The organism is Vibrio kyushuensis, from assembly GCF_050337325.1.
Lineage (GTDB): Bacteria > Pseudomonadota > Gammaproteobacteria > Enterobacterales > Vibrionaceae > Vibrio > Vibrio kyushuensis.
The window spans coordinates 790144-812595 of record NZ_JAKJSV010000002.1 but is presented as its reverse complement, the minus strand read 5'-3'; the positions used below and the strand labels follow the sequence as shown (position 1 = coordinate 812595).

Here is a 22452-nt window from a genome sequence, read left to right as displayed (position 1 = left end):
ACATCAAAACATCAGTAGAGGAGGCAAGAATAGCCTCTCTTGCTAAAGAAGAGCATCCAAATTGATATTTACTGAAGCAATAACTATTCATCCGTCTGATCCTCTTTTTTCGGTATTAAGATTGCAGCCCACTCTATTACATGATCATCTAGCTTAAAATCTATCTCAAACTGTCGAAGTAAAGTGTGTTCAGGGTTGTTTTCTACTGCCATTTCAACCATTTCAATAGCGAAATGGTAATCCCCAGACGAACGATAACGTTCAGCTAGTTGAAGTATCATTCCCGTTTCAAATAACTTGGGGCAGCGAAATTTTAGTTTGTTATCTCTTTCTTTGAAGTAGCTAATTAAACAGTCATAATGGTTTTTCAAATCCCAATCTGGGACATTGTTAAAAAGAAGGTTTACGATTAATGCTTCTGCACTTGGGGTTGATAATTGTTTTTCATGGGTAGTAATGAAACTATCAGAATTTTCCATTCGCTGTGATTGCGAAACAAAGCCATTAAAAATAAAATAAAGAGCTATAAAAGATAATTTGTCATCTTTTTTAAGCTCATTCACTTTCCCTTCAACTACTGTTAATAATTCCCTTAAATCCGTTACCACGCCTTTGTCTGTTGTCATACGGTTAGATAGTTGAGATAAAAAACCTTCTAGTTTCATGCTACCTGCACCTTGATTTAGGTTAGGTCTTCCAACCCAATATTGCGGTGCCATCGGTATTTGTACAATTCCAGCTCTCTCAAGGGAATAATCATAAGTTTCTTTTTCAACCGTGGGCTGACGCATAATGAATTCTGTTATGACATGCCTTGCAAGCCTTGATAGCCCTTGGATAGTAAGCCATGTCTTCTTATCAATTCTGCATGTTTCTGTATACGAATCAGTCGTGATTAACTGGTCTGGAAGTTTTCGTAAGTTATGAATATATTGTGATCGAGCTTGGTAAGCATTTGATAAGGCTTTAGATAAGTCATTTTTTGATATAGGGTTTAGAACGTCTGCTATTTCTTCTCGATAGTACGAAGGACTTATATTTTCTAGAGAAAAGTCTCTAAATCGACGACCTAGAGATGTATGTTCAATATCTAAAAGGGCTGTCCTCACTTTTTCCGAAATTATTTCATCTGCATCAGATAACGCTGAATCAATTAGCCGTCTTTTTCTCTGGTCATAATCCAACCACGATGCTTTATGACCATCGAAATTTTGTGCAAGGGATTCTATAGAAGCAACCAATAATGTATACGCCAATTCGAAGTCGTCAGCTATACGCTGCATACCTGTAACATACGTTCGAATTGAACTCATTACCCCTAGGTATGTATGCCTTTTTAAGCCGATAAGATGTTTTATTAGTTTGAGCAAGTGTTCTTCGTCTTTATCATTACAGTAAACATCTTTATCAAACACTCGCTTTACTATTTGCTTTGGTGTTGAGTGTGTAGAGATCCCACGTTGATCACCAAGCAATCTATCAGTAAGAGTATAGCTAGGTGAGGCTGTACAGTTCAAAGCAAACGAAATAATGGCAGAAAAATCCAGTATATATGGGTCGACTCCATGTGAGATGAGTACCCCTGCACCATGACCGCTAGCCTCGATTAGTTCTTCTAATTCATAAACAATAGCGTTTGACTGTCCCAAGTTTGATGTTGATAAAAGGGAACCAGCTTCTGTATCCAGCTTTTTATCTCGGTTTAGTCTTAGATTTGTATAAAGTATCCCTCGTAGATTATTTCTATACTCAATATCTCTTTGGAACATTTTTCCTGAACATATCTGTAGCATTATGGAGCCTTCAACCAATAATCAACCATAGTCATAGTCATACATTAGAGAAAATAGGTCAATAGTAGGAATAGAACACCCTATTTATTATTAGCGCTAAATAGGAATGGGGCAGAAGTGATTTAGTAAAATTGAACGGTAGAATTGATATCCTGAAATTAACTAAGGCAAATTCCTGATATTCAGTAATTGAGAACAGATGGTATTTATTACTTAAAACTACGCTCTGCTTGACTCATCTCGGTCACTCTTTAAGAAAAACCTTTTAAGTAATAAACCAAAAATAATTGAACCAGAAACATACGTATATATGACAGTCTCTAGATTTAAATCCCAAATTAAACGAATCAACGTAATGATTAGGCACATACTGCTAATAGCTATCGTGATGCGTTTAAATGCCGGATACTTTGCTAGTAATGCATAAAAATCCTTATCGAATATCAAAAACGTAGATAGTAACAACATGCTGAACAATGCGAATATATTGAGTTCTATAGCTGCAAGTATAACACCATGAATAGAAAAATATCCTACTGAACAAGCCCTTGACTTAAATGTATAACCTTTAATTCCCACCAAACCGTCCTTGAGATTCAAAACGTGATTACATCAATCAACTCCTAACGTAACAAAAAGATGCACAATTAAAAAGTAACGTTACATGCAACCTAGAAGTATAAATAAATCTAGTTTAGTACTAACGAGAAAGGTAAAAACAGCAACGCTGAGAAGGAATGGGGCAACCTTGAGCTACCGATTTTACCAATTTAGTAGATCCTGGATTAGCAGATGTAGCGTTGAGAAGTGAACGAGCCCATCACTCAGCCTATTTAGAATTGTACTGAAAGCACTATGTTCAACTTAAACTGATAATACCAAGCGTTGAAAATCTGTCTTTATCGAGTTACTAGGTTACTTTGTATTACGTACCCATTTTTCACTATCTTCTAGTGAACGCTTAATCTTATGAGATTTAGAAAGCTCACCAACTGCTTTGGTAAAATCTGACTCCGACAAACCAAGCTTGTTTTGAAGTTCGGCGTCTAAAGAAGTAGGAAGCTTTAGGGCTGCATATATTTTGGCTTCAGGTGAACAGGTCATTGATTTTGTGATTACAGTTTGTGGTTTTGTGACTACAGTTTTCTTGCGGATCCATGAAGCTCTTGCATGCTTACCTTTACCTTTCGGTAGATCTTTTCGAGCAATTAGTTGCCCTTCAAACGTAAAGTCGGAGGATATTTTTACAATTAGAAGCTTATTAAAGTTTCCGGCACGTTTCACTTTCACTTCTTCTTTATTCTTTTCAGGAGAAATCGTTTTTACTTCGATGAAGTCATTTCCTAGTTTTCCGTCTGACCCTTTTGTATGTGGTTTATGCCGCTTAATACCATAGTTAATTTCGGCATATAACTCTCCTAATTCCCCCCAAATCTGCAAATAACGATTTGTAAGCTTGTAGAAAGATTCGGCATTATCTACCAGCTCCTCAAAGATCACCTCTAATTTGGGATTAACTTTGGATAACTCTGAATCGAAATTACTATCAGCCGCCTCCCACTCTTTAGGAGATAACCCTAAAGCATACAGATCTAGGTTAATATCATATGGGTTATACCCACAAGCTGCTGCATCACTTATTTGATCAGCGCTATAACCTTCATTATGCATATCATGTAAATGATCCCAGTCACCCATTTGGCCTCCTCCTCATAGCTAAAACTACACGTAAATACCTAACGCTTTACAGGCTTAACTCTTCCGTACCCACGTTTCTATTATGTTGCTGTCGTCCATTATGAAACTCAACCAATATAATTATATTGTGTGAATCGAAAGAGATATTCGTAAGAAATCTACCGAAAATATCCACATAACTGCCGTACACATGGATTAGCTTTATTTGGTCTATTCTAGAACATTCGAAGGACTCCGTTCGACGGAGCTAAGAAGCAATGGGGCAAAGGTGAGTCAGAGCAGATCGCCCTGACTCACCACTGGTTAGAACCAATTAACACCAGTCTTTTAATCCTTTCCCATTTTTTTCAGTTTAACTTGCCATATTCGGGTGGACTGTGGATTGTGAACTAGATACGTACACACAATAATGAAGCCGATACCCATTCCCATAGTGATGGTCAATTCGGAGTCCAAAATCAGGTAGGATAATACTGAGGTACATGCAGGGACACAGGAGAAATACGTCGAGACATTCGTCACGGTTCCGGATTTGAGTGCGTGGATCAACAAGACAGACGCTAGCGATGATATCACTAGCGATTGCCACAGTAATGCCACAAGAAACGGCGTGGTCATTTGTACGGTGAACTCACTCCATAACAGTGTCGTCGGCACTAACGCTATCAAAGCAGAGAAGCATTGGAGCCCCATCGTTTTTTGAATTGGGATATGCGAGCAATAGAGTTTCTGTATGGCCGTGCCGAGCGTAATCCCTAATAGAGACAACACAGCATATAGCATGTTGACCTCATTGCTTGCACCTAAGCTCAAGCTCTCAACAGACAATAGTACCGTGCCGAGCATACAACCTATAATTGCCCCTATTTGTACTTTAGAAGTCCAACCGCGTGAGATGATCAGTGTGAGTACTGGCTGTAGCCCTAGCACCACAGTGAGCATTGCAGGACTGATACCCTCAGACAGTGAATAAGAGAATAAAACAGGGTAAAGAAATTGGATAAACAGTCCGACCCATAACGACATTATGATGTCTTTCCGCGACATAACAGACCCAGACTCTGCGAATAAGAAGTTGAGCAAAATGAATACGAACAACGCAATGACCACTCGCAGTGTTATAAACGACAATGGGTTGGTGTACATCAACCCAATTGACGAAGAAATATAACCAGAAGACCAGAGTAAGATAAATACAAAGCCAATGTATTTCATTATTGCTCTCTTCGCTAAGGTGCTCAAACTAACGTAAAACGCTCACCTAGACCGCGCTCACCTATATAATATTGCTTCATTTCTCGACAATAATTCTGGATGTCTAGCCCCTTATTTTGAGTCAGTTCAATCAGAATGTCATAGATTTCTTGTATCGGGATCTCGTGGTGAATGTGTGCAAAAGACAGCTTAAACACAGCATTTTTAATATCTTCCAAATTGTGGATTGAACGGGCAAGCTCGTTTACGAAGTCTTGCTTGTCGTGCTTGGTAAGAGCTTGTCGGTTAAACACCATAGGATGCAGGGAGTTCTCGCAGATAGAGCGATCGGTGAAAATCATTTCAGGGTAGAGTTTATCGACTCCCTCAAATTGGAAATCAAGACACAAAATCACTCGGCTATCTTGACCAAAGTTGTAAGCTGCGTGCACCACACTCGCGTCAAGCATCCAGATTTCCCCCTTTCTCATCCGAAACACGCCAAAGTCTTCATCGCTATGGTATGACGTCATAGGTGCTTCTAATGGAATAAGTACTCGAAGATATTTTTCTTTCTGTTTGCCGAACTCTACGAAGTCTTTATGTGGGATGACCTGACCATTAATAAGGTTTCGGGTTCTGACCATCTTTAAATTGTCCGCATCAAAAAATTGATGGATAACTTCATTAATATAATGCGTTTGAAGCCCTAACTCAGTCAACTTAGCTTTATTAGGGTTTTCTTTATACTGAGTATTACGATAATCACCATTATCATTCCATAAAGAGTTATTAATCCATGTACCTTGACTAAATTCGCTGTACTCTTCTTCAAACACTGGAAAGCGCTCAATAACGTCTAAGTCACGCCTTAACGCTTCATTGTTAAAGTTTATTTTTCCTAACAATTTTGTTTTCGATATCACTTTTTTCATATAATTACCTTTAACACAGAGTAGTTGCAGTATCCAAAATCAGAAGTATTAGATGCTGCGTAAAAACTGTGAAGTAACGTACATCAGTGAATTACACTCGTAACATTATTAATCGTTATTTATTTCTTATTCGACACGAATTTAAATAACAAAAACATTAGGGCGAACTCATATACAAAGGTTGTTTTCCGACTAGGGGATGCTTTCGTAAAGGTAAAGTGATGCTGCAAAATTATTTGCGCAAACTCCTCAGAATACGCACCTGTTACAGCGTAGTTCGCTTTCTTGTCTCACTTGATAAGGGGCTTCCTATTAAAGTGGAAAGCTCGACCGTTGCGACTAGATAATCACTAAATTTATATTTTACTCTGAGTGGCCATAAATGGTTTTTCTTGGCAATCATTGAGGCGCTAGTACGATAAACACGTTCGATGACCTTGTCATTTATAGCCTGCATTGTTGGAGTGAAAATGCCCCTGTAAAATATAAATACGGTCTCATTTTAAAAACAGTGTGGTCAAATTTGCACCCCAACCCCTTCCAATAGGGGCGTTTTTAATCGATAACCCAGCCTCTTAGCAAAAACAAAAACTAAGTAGAAATAGGGCAAGAAGTGTCCCCTGCTATTTCAAATTCTTTACCACAGCCCACGCTAATGAGAAATCTGGGATTGGCAAGCCAAAAGCTGTACCTAATCGCGCACAGATCCATTCTTTAACCAAACCGTTCGATGCGGCTTTGCGTCCTTTGACAATATGCTTATTGTTCTCATCATCAGTACAAAGGTAAGGAGCCGTTTTTCCTTGAGTCATTTCTCGTGAGATTTTCTCAATACAAATCTCTCTTTACTACAACATTACCGAGTACCAGAACACACAATGCTACGACCCTAACGCAGTAGACATTACACATATAAGAAAAAGTAGGTCAAACCACCTCACTATGATTTTTGAGGTTAAGCGCCGCTGGCAAGGAATGGGGCACAAATATGTTTGTTTAGTCTTTAACGTTAATCTTCTACTTTGCCTATTTTAGTGGCTGAATCCAGCATGCTAATACATCAATCTGAAGTTAACCTTTAGAAGCTTTTTCCAGAACTTTCATTGCGCTCTCATACGACGACGTATCTATGAATACGTGGGATGGCTTCCCTGCAATGGTCACAAGCACCGTATAAGGCTGCTTCTTGCAAATCCTTAACACACGATTTGTTTCGCGCTTAAACCGAGTATTCGGCATCACCTCATCATAGTCTGTCATTGCTTTACTCCAGGTTGGTTCTTCTGTACTTTCTCAGTCTTACGAGAAAATGCAACTCATCATAGTTTAGTTATATTACAGTTGCTGAGGGTTTCTCGACAGTTGTTCAATGAGCAATGTGCATGTCTACCACATTAGCTAGTTCAATTGCCAATACTGCGCCTTCTGACAAAGTTTGGGGCACAAACGCTCTAGTAATGTTCATCCCAGCATTGTGATCACAAAGCGATTCTGTCGTACCTTAACTACCAAGCGACTTTGTCGTTATTCGCCTTTGAATTAAGGGGGATATATCTTGTCTTTAATCGTTTATGGAGGTTGATATAGTACAACGCCAACTTCGTCTAAAGTGATGACTTTATCGAAATGGTCTAAATATGAATTGTCGTGCGTTACAACAACCATTTTGGTTTGTGGCTCTAATAGACTAAAAATTACCTTCCACAAATCATGGCCTGTTTGACTATCTAAGCCTGTTGTAGGCTCATCGAGTAGTAATAATTCAGGGGATTGGATATAAGCTCTAAGAAAACACAGCCTTCGCTTTTCACCGCCACTGAGGTTCTGACCGTTACCATGTAGTTCCGAATCTAATGACAGCCTAGAAGACAGTCCTATCTTATCTAGCTGACTCGTCAACCAATCAATATCCATTTCTTTCCCAAGGGAAAGGTTGTCGTAAACACTTCCCGAGAAAACAAAGTTGTTTTGTTCTAGATAGTTAGAAGAGAGAGGAGATACGGGCTTTGGGGTTAACAAACCTGCCAGAGTATCGAGTAATATTGTTTTGCCTTGTCCACTTTTACCTATAACGGCAATGGTCTTTACATTTGGCTTTGCCAATTCTTCTAGGGCCTTACTTAATAACTCACTCACTTCAGAACCTTCACCTTTGTGACTTAAAATTTCCTTTAATGCTGAAAAATCTTCTTGGCTTTGATCAAGCAATCTATAGACATCCAATAACCCTGCGAATGCCCTCGATAAACTAGCAGAGAGAAGTAGTGCTGTGACAAGCGCTCCAGCATCAGCGTGTTGCACTGGAAACAAGTAAAATATGAACAATGCGATAATGGAAAGTGACATTAAGCTGTGTGTCGCTATAGCGACACCATCAAATACACTCCGGCTGACGGCAAGCGATACAGTTGTTTGTCTATAATGTTCGAAAAATGGAGCAATGCGCTTTTCAAAGAACCCTTCGACACGATTAGACTGGATGGTGCGTATACCCGAAAAGACACCAACAAGTTGATCGAGTATTTCATCTTCTGCCTCATTAACTCGACGGATGTGAGGGCGTCTTAGCCTGATAATTAGAGTCTTAATCAACGCGGCAGTCGCTAGGATAACAATCACTAGAGCAAAGGTTCCCCATCCGCTAAAGAGAACAATAGCGCCACAAAAGACCAGCAATTCAATGACTAAAGGTAAACCTCGCGATACGCTTAGATTGATGAACTGCTCGTAAGATCCTATGCCTCTTTCAAACTTACTGGCTAATGAACCTATCTCTAACCGTTTGAAATGACTAAAGGGTTTACGAATTAGCTGACTAAACAATATCCGTGATTTGGTCTCGACGTTGAGTTGTACTTCTTGCTCAAAAAAATAGGTAAAAAAAGGCGATATACTAATAGTCACTACTGTCGACAACAGTAGATACGTTAACAAAGTCTCCATTCCTTCTAGCGAGATAGACTGAGAAGCAACGTTAATTATCTGCCCGATTAAATACGAAGGAAGCGCCAAGTTAGCTTTAAGCAAAAGTAAGATAAAAAAGAGCAAAGAATACTTTAGGTAGGTGACTTTAAGCATTACATATCTCCCAATGGTACGACCAACTTCCCCTTATCTATAATATTGAAGCGCTCCAATCCGGGTATATATGTCGATGTAAGCCATATTTTTTCCTGATTAAATGCCGTATGGACTAGTAAGTCATACCCTTTAGCTTTAACTGAACTCACTAGATTTTCGTAATGCTGCTTAAAATCTCTTGAATCCTGTTGCATGGCAGAGCAATCCATAAGAGGTAGCGTGTCTAACTCAGAAAGATCTGTGATTTTACATAGTCTATCGTATTTATTTAGCAATTCGCTTGCCTTAATATCATCATTAAGTTCGACAGCGTCATAGTTCTCTATAATTTGAATGAGCTCTGAGAGAGCTCTTTCTACGGCATGAAATTCTGAATACGAAACACCAGACGAACGAAATGCCATAGGGCTAGCTGCAGAGTGCATCACGCACGCACAAAAATGGGAACCAAAGAGTGTGGTAGACATGATGAAAGAAAGCTCGTCAACATTGGGAAGAGATAGCTGATATTTTTCCAGTAGTTCCCATGGAGGGATGACTCGGTAGAATCCACCAGAGTAATCAGAATAACCTATGTATTGTTTGTATAATTCACTCAAACAATGGCGCTCTACCACTTCGTTTGCTCCATGAAGCACGGCTTCTTCATATGAAGACCCAGATGCCCAACCACTATTTGACGTGTATTTATTAAGGAATAAATACGCATCATTTGGCTGAAGAGTTTCAATGTAAAAAGGGTTAATTAAAGTTTCAGGCACAAGATAGTTTTCTAAGGATAAAAGGGAGTGATAACTTGAGAATTTCAATAACTCATTCCCGTATTCAGCCAGTGTCTTTCCAAAGAGACATTGAGAGTGGCATTTTTTCGATTTCAACCATTCCTTCAACGGAACCACTTGAATATGTGAAGAAGTAAAATGATGCTGCAACATCATGTGCTCAAAAGCCTCAAAATACGCTCCTGTTACAGCGTAGCTTCCCTTTCCTGACCCACTTGATAAGGGGCTTCCTGTTAAAGAGGAAAGCTCAACAGTTGCCACTAGATTGTCTTCCGTGGAGTAAAGTGAGGAGTGAATGTTATGCTCCTTTAACCAAAGTTTCATCGTTTCGACAGCCTGTTGACCACTGAATTCGCGCTCTATTGGGTATGTACACATATAACACTCCTCAAATTCTAAGCTAAGCCAAGAAAGCTAAGAAATCGCGCTCTTTGCTATTTGTGCTTTCGGAGAAGCCAAATTCAAGACTTACTCCCAGAGGTGGCTCAGTTGGTTCGGTAATTTCAGTACGTTTGTTACCCATAGTTTTTCCTTAACATTAAGAGATGAAATGGACTGTACCGACTAAGAATTAGTGTGCACAGTCGACCTGAACTTATCTGACCCATTGAAGTTGTTTAAATTATTTATACTTAATTATATTTTAGTGTGAGTGGCTTTAAATGGATTTTCTTGGCAATCTTTGAAGCGTTAGTACGCTAAACACGCTCTATGAGCTTGTCATTTTTAGCCTGTATTTTTGGAGTCAAAGTGCCCCTGTAAAAGAGAGGTTTGGTCTCAATGTCAAAACAGTGTGGTCAAATTTGCACCCCAACCCCTTCCAATAGTGGCGTTTTTAATCGATAACCCAGCCTCTTAGCAAAAACAAAAACTAAGTAGAAATAGGGCAAGAAGTGTCCCCTGCTATTTCAAATTCTTTACCACAGCCCACGCTAATGAGAAATCTGGGATTGGCAAGCCAAAAGCTGTACCTAATCGCGCACAGATCCATACTTTAACCAAACCGTTCGATGCGGCTTTGCGTCCTTTGACAATATGCTTATTGTTCTCATCATCAGTACAAAGGTAAGGAGCCGTTTTACCTTGAGTCATTTCTCGTGAGATTTTCTCAATACAAATCTCTTCTTTTTTTGCCATGAAATCTCTCTTTACTACAACATTACCGAGTACCAGAACACACAATTCTACGACCCTAACGCAGTAGACATTACACATATAAGAAAAAGTAGGTCAAACCACCTCACTATGATTTTTGAGGTTAAGCGCCGCTGGCAAGGCATGGGGCATTTCTAAGTTGTGTTTATGCTGATGTCGCTATTTCTAAAACCATTGCGACTGTTTCATCAACCGACAATAGCGAGTTGTCAATATGGGTACCAAACTCTGGATAGGCAATGCCACCTTCTACAAGTTCACTAATCCTGGAAATTTCCCAATCAGACAATACCCTATTGCCACGATTACTCTGTAAAACATCAATACATGGAGAGAGTGATATTGGAACTATTTTTTCTACATTCTCACTTAATAGTTCCTTTATAAATTGAAAATTAAATTCATCTAATGGATATGCGATTAGTGAATTTATACCTTGAGCCTCAAAGTTACTCGCTAGTGCAGCTGCATTGGTCAAACTTAACTGAATTGAATCTTGAAGATCCATCCATCGTACGCAGTCTCTAAGAGAATCACCTTCAATAAATGCAAATTTCTCTTGAGTACAAAAGGCATTACCGATGGTCGATTTTCCTGAATTGATGGATCCATTTAAAAGAATAACCACTCACACTACTCCCAATTATCACGACTTTATGTTCGACCCAGATTGATGTTACCAGCCTTTGTACACAGTAGAGTCATGAGAAAAAGTAAGTCAAATGATGCTCTGGTAAAGTGAGCTGTAGATCGGGCGCAACACGAAAGGGCAGTAAGCTGCTTATCACAGCCTTTGAGAGCCGCTCAATACACAGCAAAACCGTGGCCAACAACTATACTATTAGTATCGTTATGGCTATCAGGTAAGCATGGGGAAGAGTCAGCTTTTTGAACATGGTCGGCATAACCCATTCTATAGTCGAATCGGTCGCCGTATCATTGTCATAATCATTGCTCTAAGTGGTTTGATTACATTGTTAACAACCCTGATGCAGATCTATTGGGATTACCACGAGGAGTTCCATACTGTCGACCAACGGCACTATGAAATAAGGCGTGTCCACGCCCCTTTGCTCGCCTCATCGCTATGGGATTTTGATATCGTTGTTCTAAAAGAACGAATGGATGGCTTGGTCGATCTTCCTAGAATAGATTATCTACGGATCGACTCCGAAGATTATTCCTTTGATGCTGGAGTCCCAGTTCGTGGCGATTCTATTTCCAACACCTACCCGCTAGAATATGCCAATCAGGACTTAGCCGAAACGGAAGTAATCGGCCAGATCTATATTGAATCTGACACTCAATTAATTTATGACACACTGCTCAGACAATTCATAGTCACTTTGACCCTGAATGCAGCTAAGACCTTACTGGTATGTTACCTCATTCTCATGGTGTTCCATGAAAGCATAAATCGACGGATTTTCTCAATCGCCAACTACCTAAGACACTACAGCCCAAAACAACCGTCCAATCCTCTTATACTGGTCCATAAAGCGTTGATCATGGAGAAATATGACGAGCTAAATTTGCTCGCCAATGAAACCAACAAGATAACTAGAGACGTCACGCAGCTGTACACAAACATAAAATTTGAACAGGAGCGCCTGAGCGATTTTACCCATGTCTCCTCCGACTGGTTATGGGAAACGGATGCAAACGGGCGATTAACATACTGCTCTGAATCCATGTTACAAGCACTGAACATCAACGAGTTTGACAAACCACTAATTTTTGATGTGCCACAATTTAAAACCCTGTTTTCATTACATGAAGCAATTCGTTCGACAACCGATTTTACGATGTGTGAAGAGTCAATCATCATTAACGGACTCACTTATTATGTACTTTTTCATGCGTTAGCAAAGTTTCGCCACGGCGACTTTATTGGTTATCGTGGAACAAGCATTAACATAACGCCGCTCAAATCCACTCTATTTGAATTGGAACAACTTAACGTGACGCTGGAAAAGACGGTTGCAGTTAGGACATTGCATCTAAAACAAAGTATGGAAAAGCTGCAAGCCACTCAGACACAATTGATCGAGTCTGAAAAATTAGCCGCTCTTGGGGCGTTAGTCGCGGGAGTGGCTCACGAAGTGAACACACCATTAGGCATAGCCATAACCACGGCCTCTTATGTTCAGGATCTCACCGCCGAGCTAAATGCTGCCTTTTCCAATCAAACACTCAATAGCGCTGATTTTAAAGCGCTCGTTAACCAACTGGAGGACGGCAACACCCTATTAGACAAAAACCTCAATCGAGCGGCGAAATTGGTCAATGATTTTAAACAAACATCCGTTGACCAAGTGTCCGAGGCTTGCACCCCCTTTTATGTAAAACAAGTTCTCGATGCATTGATGACCACCTTGAGTTCTGAAACCAAACAAGTCCCTGTCACACCAATCATCGATGGAGATGACAGTATCATGATGGACAGCCTACCGGGTGTGATCACGCAAATTGTATCCAACTTAGTGATGAACAGTATTCATCATGCCTTCGATGATAACGATGACCCAAAAATCTCAATTCATTTCTCTCAAAACGAAAATAGTATTGTTCTCGAGTATCGAGATAATGGTTCGGGCGTTCATCACTCATTACATAAAAAAATATTCGAACCTTTTTTCACTAGCCGGCGTGGTAAGGGTGGCAGTGGTCTGGGACTAAATTTGGTGTTTAATTTAGTAAAGCAAAAACTGTGCGGGCAACTGCATTTTGAATCACAGCCAGATCAAGGGATCACATTAACGATGATCATACCGAAAAATCACCAAATGAAGGTAGAATAAACGAACGAGCTAATAAGCATAGACCTTTATGCCAACATTTAGCCAACCCAAATACAGGTTAGCTTCGGTGTCAACATCACATTTCCACACCCTATACCCTATAAATATCACCCTTGTGTAAGCCACGCTCCAAGCTTGTCATTCAAAGGCGGTTATCCTTCCCTCAGCTATACTTTAGGGTATACAGCAGACGACAAGCCGTAGAAATTATGAAAATATTTTTGCTCGTATTACTCACCCTTTTTTGCTCTCCTGCTGTCGCGGGAAAGATATTACTCATTGAAAGTTATCACTCAGAGTTTCCTTGGGATAAAGAATACATCCAAGGAATAAAAAGTCGCGTCAATGTCGACCATGAATTGGTGACTTTTCAAATGGACACAAAGCGTATCCCCCGAAGCCAATATGCCGACATGGCGGATAAGGCCTGGGACTATTACCAAAATCATAAGCCAGATGTCGTGCTCCTTGGGGATGATAATGCCCTCAAATACATGTTACCAAAACTCTATAACGAGCCCATTAGTATTGTTTTCTTAGGAATAAATTCGAACCCTAGAGGACTTCTTGCTGAGTATAGGGGACAAGCGGAAATCACCGGTATATTGGAGCGACCTTTATTGCTCAAGAACATAAAAAGCATTACCCAGTTGATGCAAATGGACCAAGGCAAAGTGTTAGTGCTTTTTGATTCTGGTACTACGTCCCACATAGCCAACACCTTTATTTCTACCCAGTTTGAGGGCGCCCTTCGACAGTTAAAGGTGGAGATAACGACCTACAATGTTGAAACCATTAGTGAGTGGAAAAGCTTAGTGACTGACGCCAAAAAAGATGGGTACCAAGCCATTGTTATAGGGTTGTACCACACGCTGGTAGATGAACAACTCAATAATGTCGACGCCAACAATGTGTTGTCTTGGACAAACCAGAATACTCCTATTCCCATTTTTGGTTTCTGGGATTTTTCTGTAGGTCAAGGCAAAACTATCGGTGGCATCGTGTTATTTGGGGAAAGCCAAGGGTCTGCTGCCGGGGCAATTGCTGAGCAGATACTCCAAGGTAAATCAGCCTCTAAAATCCCAATTAAAACGGGTGAAAAAGGAAAAGCCATGTATAGTCGACAAGAAGCAGCGCGTTGGAACTTAACCCCCCCTTCTAGTTGGTCTGCAATAGATTGAGTGTGAAGTGCACGAGATTTAAATGTGGGCAGTCACGATCACTCGCCGATCTGCCCACGGGAAATGGCGCCCATTTCAGCGTCTCGCGGAATCAAAAGAAGCGTGAATATTAAATGATCCAGCTCTGAAACAAAGTCAGCATGTTGTACGCCCTGAATAAAATAATATTAGATAATTTAGTATTATTTACTTCTAGTTCCATATCATAGGTGCATACTCAATAAGGTTAGTAACGTGGGTTGTCACAGGAAAGTACATACTTCCTTTTTACGCATCACCTGTACTCTTTCTGTATCGCGTTGGTAATAAGTCTGAATTGGTATTTTTGTTTATTTATTGTTCACTTTGGCTACAGTAACTGCACAGTCGGTCTGTAGCCATTTTTTTCAGCGCTAGCATGTTTTTATATATCAAGCGTTGAGCATGTAGTGATTGAGGCTAATTGGCCATCATTTGACCAAGTTTGGATTTGTTAAGGTTATCTGATTTTCAAAGATTCGAAATTCGTAGTTCTCTTAGGTATCCTCTCTCAATAATCTTAACCCTCCTCAACAAATTGCCTTTTACATAATGTTATAGGGTGCTGATTTATTTTTGTCCAGTTACGAGCAGAACCGTTCAACAGCCAGACATAACTATAAGTATCTTAAACTCAGTAGCGCGACCCGTTGCTGAGTAATCGCGCTAAAACACAAAGGGGAAAAAGCGTGTTAGACGGCATTCTCGAAATAGTCTTCTGACAACGTAAAAAGCTAGCTATTGACGCCATAGTCGTTTACGTGCTTGTTACAGGCCAACTAATCTACAAATAAACCTAAGTTTTCATTCACATAGTCCATCAATTCATCATAGAAAAATTCGTCGATTTTACCCGCAATGACATAACAAAGTAGATAAGATGATACAAAGTGAAATCTGTATTGTTTTTTCGAATTGGAATCGAATGACCAGTCTGTTTCTACTTGTTCATCAATTTCATTGTTCATCATTTCAAATAACGCATCATTGCCCATTTGATTTCGTTTAGCATAGAGAACTGATGCCAATTGGTACATGTTTTCCTTGGAGATTTCACCAGAAGAAATAGCAGACAGTGCTTCTTCTAATGCTGCATTCGCCTCTATCAGCCACTTTTCCATCCGCTATCTCTCCGTTATTCTCTAATTGGCATAACGCTGCGTTAAGTAGTGAGCAACGCCACCACAGAACCCAACCATACCACCTTATAAACCCAACGATGGAATGAAAAATGCCATGCGTTGAGAATCTGTCTTAAACGCTTTGTTATAAGGCTGCTCTTGGTAATCTTGCCCCTTCACTATCGAATTGCATTGCCAAATCAAGGATCTTTTTAACCTCTTGATAAATTGGCAAATAGAAGTATTTTTCATTCATGAGAACAAGACACTCATTTTCTATATCTAGGAGCTTAAATATGTGGTTCGTCGGTACGTCAGCTTCTTCATGGCTGCCAATAACTGCTGTTGGATTGAACATACCTGCCATGTGACTCAAAAGATAATCATCTAACCGTTCATCAAAATGCTCCCAAGCATTTCTTAGCTCTCGATTATAGAGTGGCGACTGCTCTGTCTGTTGGAATGCCAACCTCAACTTACTTGCTCTCGCACTACGTAATTCCATTTGATTTACAATTACTTTCTTTTTATTGGGTGTTGGCCAGAAGTATCTAGACAGTGCTGCTGCATGTCCTACAGCTTCTTGTATCAAAGCCACCAAGTAACCAGGTGGTATATCTTCGTTCTTAAGATTTGCGTAACGTTCAAAGACTTCGATACAACGTCCTGCTGAATAGGCGATTGAGTGAATATAAAATGCTTCTTGAGGAAACTGGATACCTCCACATTCATCAACAACAATACGAGCTCTACGCTCTTTTTCTTCATTATCAATCATCATAGTTTCCTAAGCCTTATAACGCCGCGTTAAGCGGACAAAAATTGTGGGTTATAATGTGTAGCGGAGCGAAACGTAACCCACTGTTTTTGTTCCGTTTAAACGCCTTGTTAAGTTCTATCCCACAATTGGTATTTTTCTTTTGATAAATAGTCCAAAGCATGTAGACGATCAGCTAAATTTTTATATTTAGCAAAATAAAAAGACTCCAAGTATTTATCATTTGATAGCTTTTTGTAAGCTTCTATATGTTCAGCAATTCGAATCATACATACATTAGCAGACCCTACAGATTCAAAAACCCTAAGTTCGGTTGACGATAGATTACCTGATAAATATTCATTTTCTTTTTTTACTGCTTGATGATATGTAGTACAAAAATAAGTCATAGTCATAACCTGAAAAAGGCTATATTTTTCACCGTCAGCTTCTATAGGAACGTTATGGTTCGATAGTACAATTTCAATTCTGTCATCCAGTTTTTCTATAAATCGTACTATTTCATTTTTCTGGCTCTCAACAGAGAATTGTTTAATCTGGGCTTGTTGTGAATTTATAGTTTTCAAAAGTGCAATTAATGCAAAAAATGAGATTAATGGAGATAATGTGCCTGCTAAGTATGCCCCATACGAAGATATAAACCCTGTATTTGTCGAAGGAATAGGCAAGCTTAAGAATGGAAGCAACGCCAAAAAAGTACTTAAGATAATACATATAGCTAACCATTTTTTAGACAAAGAACTCTCCGGATTAATTTAAAACTTAACGCTTATTAGACGGAATAATTCCGCTTTTGCTTTCCCTCTACCTTGCTCAAGCATCATAGGTAACTCACTATGTATCAATGCTTTATTTGAAGTTTGACAGAGGATTACGGAAAAAGCCCGTCTAGTAAGCCAAGGCTGATCGTTAGTTGTTTTGGCTTAATATTGAGTTACGGCTAACACTCCGAGAAGCTTTGAGCCAAGCACGATTGAGCCTTGATTCTTGATTCTTGATTCTTGATTCTTGATTCTTGGGGGAAAGCTGGACATGAAAAAGTAATAAAATTGTAGAGCTAGATAGGCCTTTAAGATCCATCATCGTCTTAACAACAAAAGACCCAAATATTCGCTTTGGCTCTAGCCAACCTTAGAACTTTCATGTGCGCGACTCAGAACTAAGCAGTAAACCTGCTAGTAAAATGAAGTACAAACTACCCCAGCGCGAATACCATTAAGAAACGCCAAAACGAGGCAATAGTTCAAGTATATCCAAAAATTGAATGAGGACGATCGAAACCCCGAATGAGAAAACAACAAAAAGAGCGCCGTTTCCACCCGCAAATCGATATTGACTAGCACTTGAGCTAGGTTGAGTTTCAGTATTAGATCCTATCAGAGAGTCTTTACGCAATTTTCTCACTATCAAAACTGGGATTATACATGTCCAGGTAGCTGCAAATGGAGCTACATATCCAATCGAGATAAGAAACCCCATCGGATAAAGTAGAGAGCATATCAATGGTGGTAAAAATGTTACAGCCCATGTTTTGGTCCTATCAATGCGAGAGTTTCCAAACTTAAAAACATCAGCAAGAAAGTCAAATAGCCCTAACCCCACACCGATAAAACTCGACAAGATAGCCGCTGATGAAAATGAACCGATCACAATAGTTAATGCTTCATCCTGTAATCCCTCAATTATCGCCAACAGTAAAGAGTCAACGTTGCCACCAGCAGCATTGATTTCCCAAAAGCTAGACCGTTCTATATTACCGTAAATACTGAGTACCCAAATAACGTATACTGTCAGTGCGATCAGAGCGCCACCGACTAACGCTCTCTGAGCGACATATTCATCACGATAATAGTCTCGCATTGTCGAAACAGCATGATGAAACCCGAATGCTGCAAGAGCAATAGGCAGAAATGAAAGAACATATTTGCTTTGTGATCCGCTGGGATCGTGATACATCAGAAAGTTGACATTGATGTCCTTTACAAGGCCTAAAACAGAGAATATAAAAGTAAACACCATCACCAGGAGTAGTACAAGTGATGCTCTATCAACCCACTTTGTGGAGTGCCAAATTAAGAACGAAAATACCGAGACAAACAACACTGATGCAACAGAGGCATTTATGCTCACATATTCCTCTAAAATCAGTCCAGAAACGGTGATGTATGCATAAAGAAGGATCACTCCAACAAAATAGACTGCCAAATTATTAATAAGCGCAACGCGATTACCCAATATATCTTTAGTCACGGTTGAATAAGATGAACGATATGGGTAAGCCTTTAGGGCTTCTAACAAAATACACCCGCTTGAGATCATAATGGCCATGACTCCTATAAGGGTGAGTATTGACCAAATAGTCCAAGCGCCCGCTCCAGCGGCAGGGAGAGTTAACGTGCCAGTGCCGACACAGATGCAGGCTATTATACTGCATCCTCCCAATAACTTAGGTTTTTTACTTTCCGTATTTAATTGCTTTTGATTAACTGACTCATTACCAGAAATATTATCCATTATTAGCTCCACTTAATTTTAATTCTTCATCACATTCACACTCCGCCCATACCAAGACAATAACTGACTAACTTACTCACTCCTCAAGTATGCTACCAATATCTTGGGGACAGATGGTCGCACGTAACAAGAGTTAGAGGTCCTAAATAATGGTTATTTATTGTTGGTATATACTTGTTATCAACGCTAAAGGACGTTGGATATATAAATGCTACGAGTAGCGGTGATGAGATAAAATAGATTTCGTAGAGATATCACTACCTGCTAAAATGAATAAAGTTTTAAGAAGGTCAGAATTAGCCTATCGGCAACAAGACAGCAAAACCACTCTTTGTTGAATATGACCTAGGGTATATAGCAATAAATTACCGACTATTTACTACCCCACTCAGTACTATCGTGTCATTTTAGCCGTGTAAATAGCGAGACGGGACTAACCTAGCTCAGGTCTGTGTCAAGCAACGACTACTCGGCACCCTCACCCCGTCATCCTATTTACTTGAACGTAGCATTAACCGTACGTTGAACAAACCCGCCCTTTGTTTTACTTACACTCACTGCTGCACCGGCGATGGAGCACCTCATTAAAGAGTACTCCATCGCCTCTTTTCTTTCGATTTATCTTAATGAACACTGAAACGAATCGATCGAAAACCAAATTAACCTGAGCATTAGTTAGCCTGAACATGGCGTTCAGGCTTTGAAACGGCCGCTCCTCACTTATAGAAAAAGCGAACGGTTCTCTAATCCTAAATAGGACGTGGTTCAAGGGTACCCTCAACAAGAGATCTTAAACAAAAGCGATCCAAATGAGCCTAGTCGATGCGTTCACGAGACAAGCGTCAAAATGCCAAGGGTAGCGAGTAAACAAGACGCCATTTTTCTTTTAAGGTGAGTATGTTCATTTAAGACAAAGTAGCCAAAAATCATATCCAACATAAAGGCGCATTGAAACAAAGCCATAACGACACTAAAGGCGCTCATGTTGAGCACTTTTAATAACAGGTAGTAGCTTATAGAGCCACAAGCGGCTGTTATCATTGCATTTAGTGCGACCTCTTTTATCAAATCATAACGAATTTTAAAGAGTATTGGCGTTAAAAGAGCCGTCCCAGAAAACCCGATAAACAAGATCACGCTGGACGGTAAATACTCGGTTAGTGTTTTATCAACGCCTATCGCAATGGTTAGAAATATCGGGGCGAGCCAAGCGTGTAAATGATTCAATAAACGAAGGCTTACTTGGCTGGGTTTACCGATGAGCATTGACGCAAGCAGTATCAGCAACCCTCCTAAGACTTGCAAGGAGGTCAGACTTTCATTAAAAAAAACAATGCCGAACAGAACGCTCCAAACCACCTTGGTTTTTGAGATAACAGAAACAATGCCTAATTCCGTTGACGCGCGCGCTCTGAACGTAGAGTAAGCAAACCCCATCCAGGAGAAAATACTGGCAAGGATCAAAAACGCGAGCGCCCACGGGTTAGTCTCATCATCGAATAGTATACGTGCATGGCCTAATTCAATAGCCATAAATACCCCGACCAAAACGCTGCATGTTATTTGATAGGCGAATAAATACTCATTGCACAATGGCGTCTTTTTTAAACAAATACGTGAAAGCCATTTATCCAATGAGCCCAATAACACAGCCAGAGCCAAAATCGAGTAAGACGTGCTCATTGCTTGTTAATTTCAATCGACGCTTTACACCTTATAAGGTCAAACAGGTTTGTCTCATTGCCCTGCTCCCCTTTTGTAATGGCGACATGATTATAGTCTGTTTCAATTTTGGCGATAACATTTGGAATGACGTTTTGCAGCATAAGCAATTCAAAAATCAATTTGCTTAGAGGGATCCCGGGAAATGGCGTTGTCTCTTGAAAATCCCCAGGCCAGTGCGCCCACCCCCAATCCTCTATAATGTATATGCCTCCTGATTTAAGGTATGGAAAGGAGGTAACAAACGCAGTTTTGGTAGGCTCATATAAGTGGCTGCAATCATCGATGATCAGATCCACATCTTTTTTCGGAAAATGTAGCTCCAAGATTTGATTTAACTTTTCCACATCATCTTGCTTTATTCCGCAATACGGCGTTATCTCAGCATGTGCTGACGCGCCCCTTCTATATTGACTTAAGACGGGATGCTCTTGACGCTCATCAATACCGACTATGCTGCTGGGGGCAAAAACTTTATCCAGCAACACCAGACTTGCACCGTGATACACCCCAAACTCAAGAATGTGTTTAGGCGTTAACGGCGCGCAAATTCGAGCCATTGATTGGGAGAATAACGGGTCTTTAACCAAAACGAAGTTGTTTATCGTGGTTTTCTTTTTAGGGCTACCCCAAGACACTAAATGAAAATTAATCTCTTCAATAGAGAAGTGTTTTTCGTCATGCCATAGTAATTTGTTCCAACGATCGTCCGTATTGTTCATTTTCGTTCAGGCCTCTGTTTTCGCTAAACAGTCACCTCAATGTTACCTCGACACCAAATTCCCATTTATTAATTTATTATTAATTAGTAAGTTAGACGGATTATTTCAGCTTAAATTGTCCTAAATATTTTTTACGACAATACGCTTATGCTGCCGAGATATTTGTTTAGTGAGTATTTATTTATGGGAAAGATGTGGCCTCAATTGAGAACGCCTTTGGCTCTGGCGATCTTGCAATCCGCCAATCAATTTCCTAGATCTTATTGTGGTTTTGACTTACGTGAGTTGGCGCTGAGTCAAAATCAAATAAGGCAACTTGTACGAGCTGGAGTAGCAGAGCACCGAAGGTATGGCGTTTCTACCCAATCTTTAACAAATGAAACTATTCGATGTGAATGGGAAAAAAGTGTCGATGCTGCCAGTGCAGTCATTAACGCCTATGATCGGCAAACTGCCCATGCATCAACTTCTCATCAACGATTAACCTGTAGCGGTGTAGACACCTTCAGCCACATTAAACGTGCCGAGTTTTTTAACATCATAGGGACAACCTTTTCTTTGCTCAAACAGAGCAAAATGGCGTCTCAACAGTTTCGCGAGTCTTACGCTAACACTGAGGGGGGCGAAACCCGGTGCGTGATAGTGAAGACAATGAGAGAAACGATGCTTTCAGCAATAGGAGGGAAGCAAACAGTATTTCATCATCTGGTCGCTTTGGGGTTAGAGAAGCGACATCTCATTAACGACAACGACAACAAGATTACTGGCTAAATTCTTAACTCACCAAGTGAATCGGCCTCCGTCGAACCTCATGAAGCTCTTAACAGAAGCACTATGTCATTAGTTAAAAGTAAGCCTAAATGAAGAATTTGAAATCAAATTCAATTTCGCACTGGCTCACAATGGGGAAAACCTGAGCTAGCTATGCCAGCTAGCTCGAAGATGGACACAAACGTT

19 protein-coding genes are annotated in these 22452 nt (G+C 40.0%); 3 read left to right on the top strand and 16 right to left on the bottom strand.

Translation table 11 applies throughout. The features are described 5' to 3' along the window. Positions 1-83: 83 nt before the first annotated feature. From L4D20_RS03655 to L4D20_RS03610, 10 genes are all read right to left on the bottom strand, one after another. Positions 84-1793, bottom strand: coding sequence for a hypothetical protein (locus L4D20_RS03655; RefSeq protein WP_428800186.1), 1710 nt, complete (start codon positions 1791-1793; stop codon positions 84-86). Between the two features lie 915 nt (positions 1794-2708). Next, positions 2709-3491 (bottom strand): hypothetical protein, encoded by a 783-nt coding sequence (locus L4D20_RS03650; protein ID WP_428800185.1) that lies wholly within the window; start codon positions 3489-3491, stop codon positions 2709-2711. Positions 3492-3818: 327 nt separating this feature from the next. Continuing rightward, the gene (locus tag L4D20_RS03645) at positions 3819-4706 is read right to left on the bottom strand and encodes a DMT family transporter (RefSeq protein ID WP_428800184.1); all 888 of its coding nucleotides are present in this window, start codon (positions 4704-4706) and stop codon (positions 3819-3821) included. A 23-nt stretch (positions 4707-4729) separates the two neighbouring features. Continuing rightward, the gene (locus tag L4D20_RS03640) at positions 4730-5620 is read right to left on the bottom strand and encodes an aspartyl/asparaginyl beta-hydroxylase domain-containing protein (protein ID WP_428800183.1); all 891 of its coding nucleotides are present in this window, start codon (positions 5618-5620) and stop codon (positions 4730-4732) included. Positions 5621-6243: 623 nt separating this feature from the next. Next, positions 6244-6444, bottom strand: a complete 201-nt coding sequence (locus L4D20_RS03635) for a HipA family kinase (RefSeq protein ID WP_428800751.1) — start codon at positions 6442-6444, stop codon at positions 6244-6246. Positions 6445-7189: 745 nt separating this feature from the next. Next, complete coding sequence (locus L4D20_RS03630) at positions 7190-8698, bottom strand: ATP-binding cassette domain-containing protein (protein WP_428800182.1); 1509 nt, start codon at positions 8696-8698, stop codon at positions 7190-7192. Further along, complete coding sequence (locus tag L4D20_RS03625; RefSeq protein WP_428800181.1) at positions 8698-9861, bottom strand: YcaO-like family protein; 1164 nt, start codon at positions 9859-9861, stop codon at positions 8698-8700. The genes L4D20_RS03630 and L4D20_RS03625 overlap by 1 nt, the downstream gene beginning before the upstream one ends. A 22-nt stretch (positions 9862-9883) precedes the next feature. Continuing rightward, on the bottom strand, positions 9884-10006 hold the full coding sequence (locus L4D20_RS03620; protein ID WP_428800180.1) for a hypothetical protein: 123 nt from the start codon (positions 10004-10006) through the stop codon (positions 9884-9886). A gap of 380 nt (positions 10007-10386) precedes the next feature. After that, the gene (locus L4D20_RS03615) at positions 10387-10620 is read right to left on the bottom strand and encodes a HipA family kinase (protein ID WP_428800179.1); all 234 of its coding nucleotides are present in this window, start codon (positions 10618-10620) and stop codon (positions 10387-10389) included. 163 nt (positions 10621-10783) lie between these two features. Then, complete coding sequence (locus tag L4D20_RS03610; protein ID WP_428800178.1) at positions 10784-11266, bottom strand: hypothetical protein; 483 nt, start codon at positions 11264-11266, stop codon at positions 10784-10786. Positions 11267-11507: 241 nt separating this feature from the next. Between L4D20_RS03610 and L4D20_RS03605 the strand changes: the two genes are divergently transcribed. Both L4D20_RS03605 and L4D20_RS03600 read left to right on the top strand, forming a co-directional pair. After that, on the top strand, positions 11508-13439 hold the full coding sequence (locus tag L4D20_RS03605) for a sensor histidine kinase (RefSeq protein ID WP_428800177.1): 1932 nt from the start codon (positions 11508-11510) through the stop codon (positions 13437-13439). A 209-nt stretch (positions 13440-13648) separates the two neighbouring features. Further along, entirely contained in the window at positions 13649-14620 is a 972-nt protein-coding gene (locus tag L4D20_RS03600) for an ABC transporter substrate-binding protein (protein ID WP_428800176.1), read from the top strand. A 797-nt stretch (positions 14621-15417) separates the two neighbouring features. Here the strand turns inward: L4D20_RS03600 and L4D20_RS03595 are convergent. The 6 genes from L4D20_RS03595 to L4D20_RS03570 all read right to left on the bottom strand — a co-directional run bounded on the left by L4D20_RS03595 (position 15418) and on the right by L4D20_RS03570 (position 21495). Next, positions 15418-15759 carry a hypothetical protein gene (locus L4D20_RS03595; RefSeq protein WP_428800175.1) on the bottom strand — a complete coding sequence of 114 codons (342 nt, stop codon included), beginning with the start codon at positions 15757-15759 and terminating at the stop codon, positions 15418-15420. A gap of 145 nt (positions 15760-15904) precedes the next feature. Then, positions 15905-16540, bottom strand: a complete 636-nt coding sequence (locus L4D20_RS03590; RefSeq protein ID WP_428800174.1) for a hypothetical protein — start codon at positions 16538-16540, stop codon at positions 15905-15907. Between the two features lie 107 nt (positions 16541-16647). Then, a complete protein-coding gene (locus L4D20_RS03585) occupies positions 16648-17274 on the bottom strand; it encodes a hypothetical protein (RefSeq protein ID WP_428800173.1) in 627 nt (208 codons plus the stop codon). A gap of 478 nt (positions 17275-17752) precedes the next feature. Next, entirely contained in the window at positions 17753-19051 is a 1299-nt protein-coding gene (locus L4D20_RS03580) for an aromatic amino acid transport family protein (RefSeq protein WP_428800172.1), read from the bottom strand. A gap of 828 nt (positions 19052-19879) precedes the next feature. Next, on the bottom strand, positions 19880-20584 hold the full coding sequence (locus L4D20_RS03575; RefSeq protein WP_428800171.1) for an EamA family transporter: 705 nt from the start codon (positions 20582-20584) through the stop codon (positions 19880-19882). Between the two features lie 146 nt (positions 20585-20730). Beyond that, positions 20731-21495, bottom strand: coding sequence for a class I SAM-dependent methyltransferase (locus L4D20_RS03570; protein WP_428800170.1), 765 nt, complete (start codon positions 21493-21495; stop codon positions 20731-20733). A gap of 183 nt (positions 21496-21678) precedes the next feature. On the opposite strand from L4D20_RS03570, the gene L4D20_RS03565 reads away from it, so the two are divergent. Beyond that, a complete protein-coding gene (locus L4D20_RS03565) occupies positions 21679-22266 on the top strand; it encodes a polysaccharide deacetylase family protein (RefSeq protein WP_428800169.1) in 588 nt (195 codons plus the stop codon). The last annotated feature ends 186 nt before the right edge of the window (positions 22267-22452 follow it).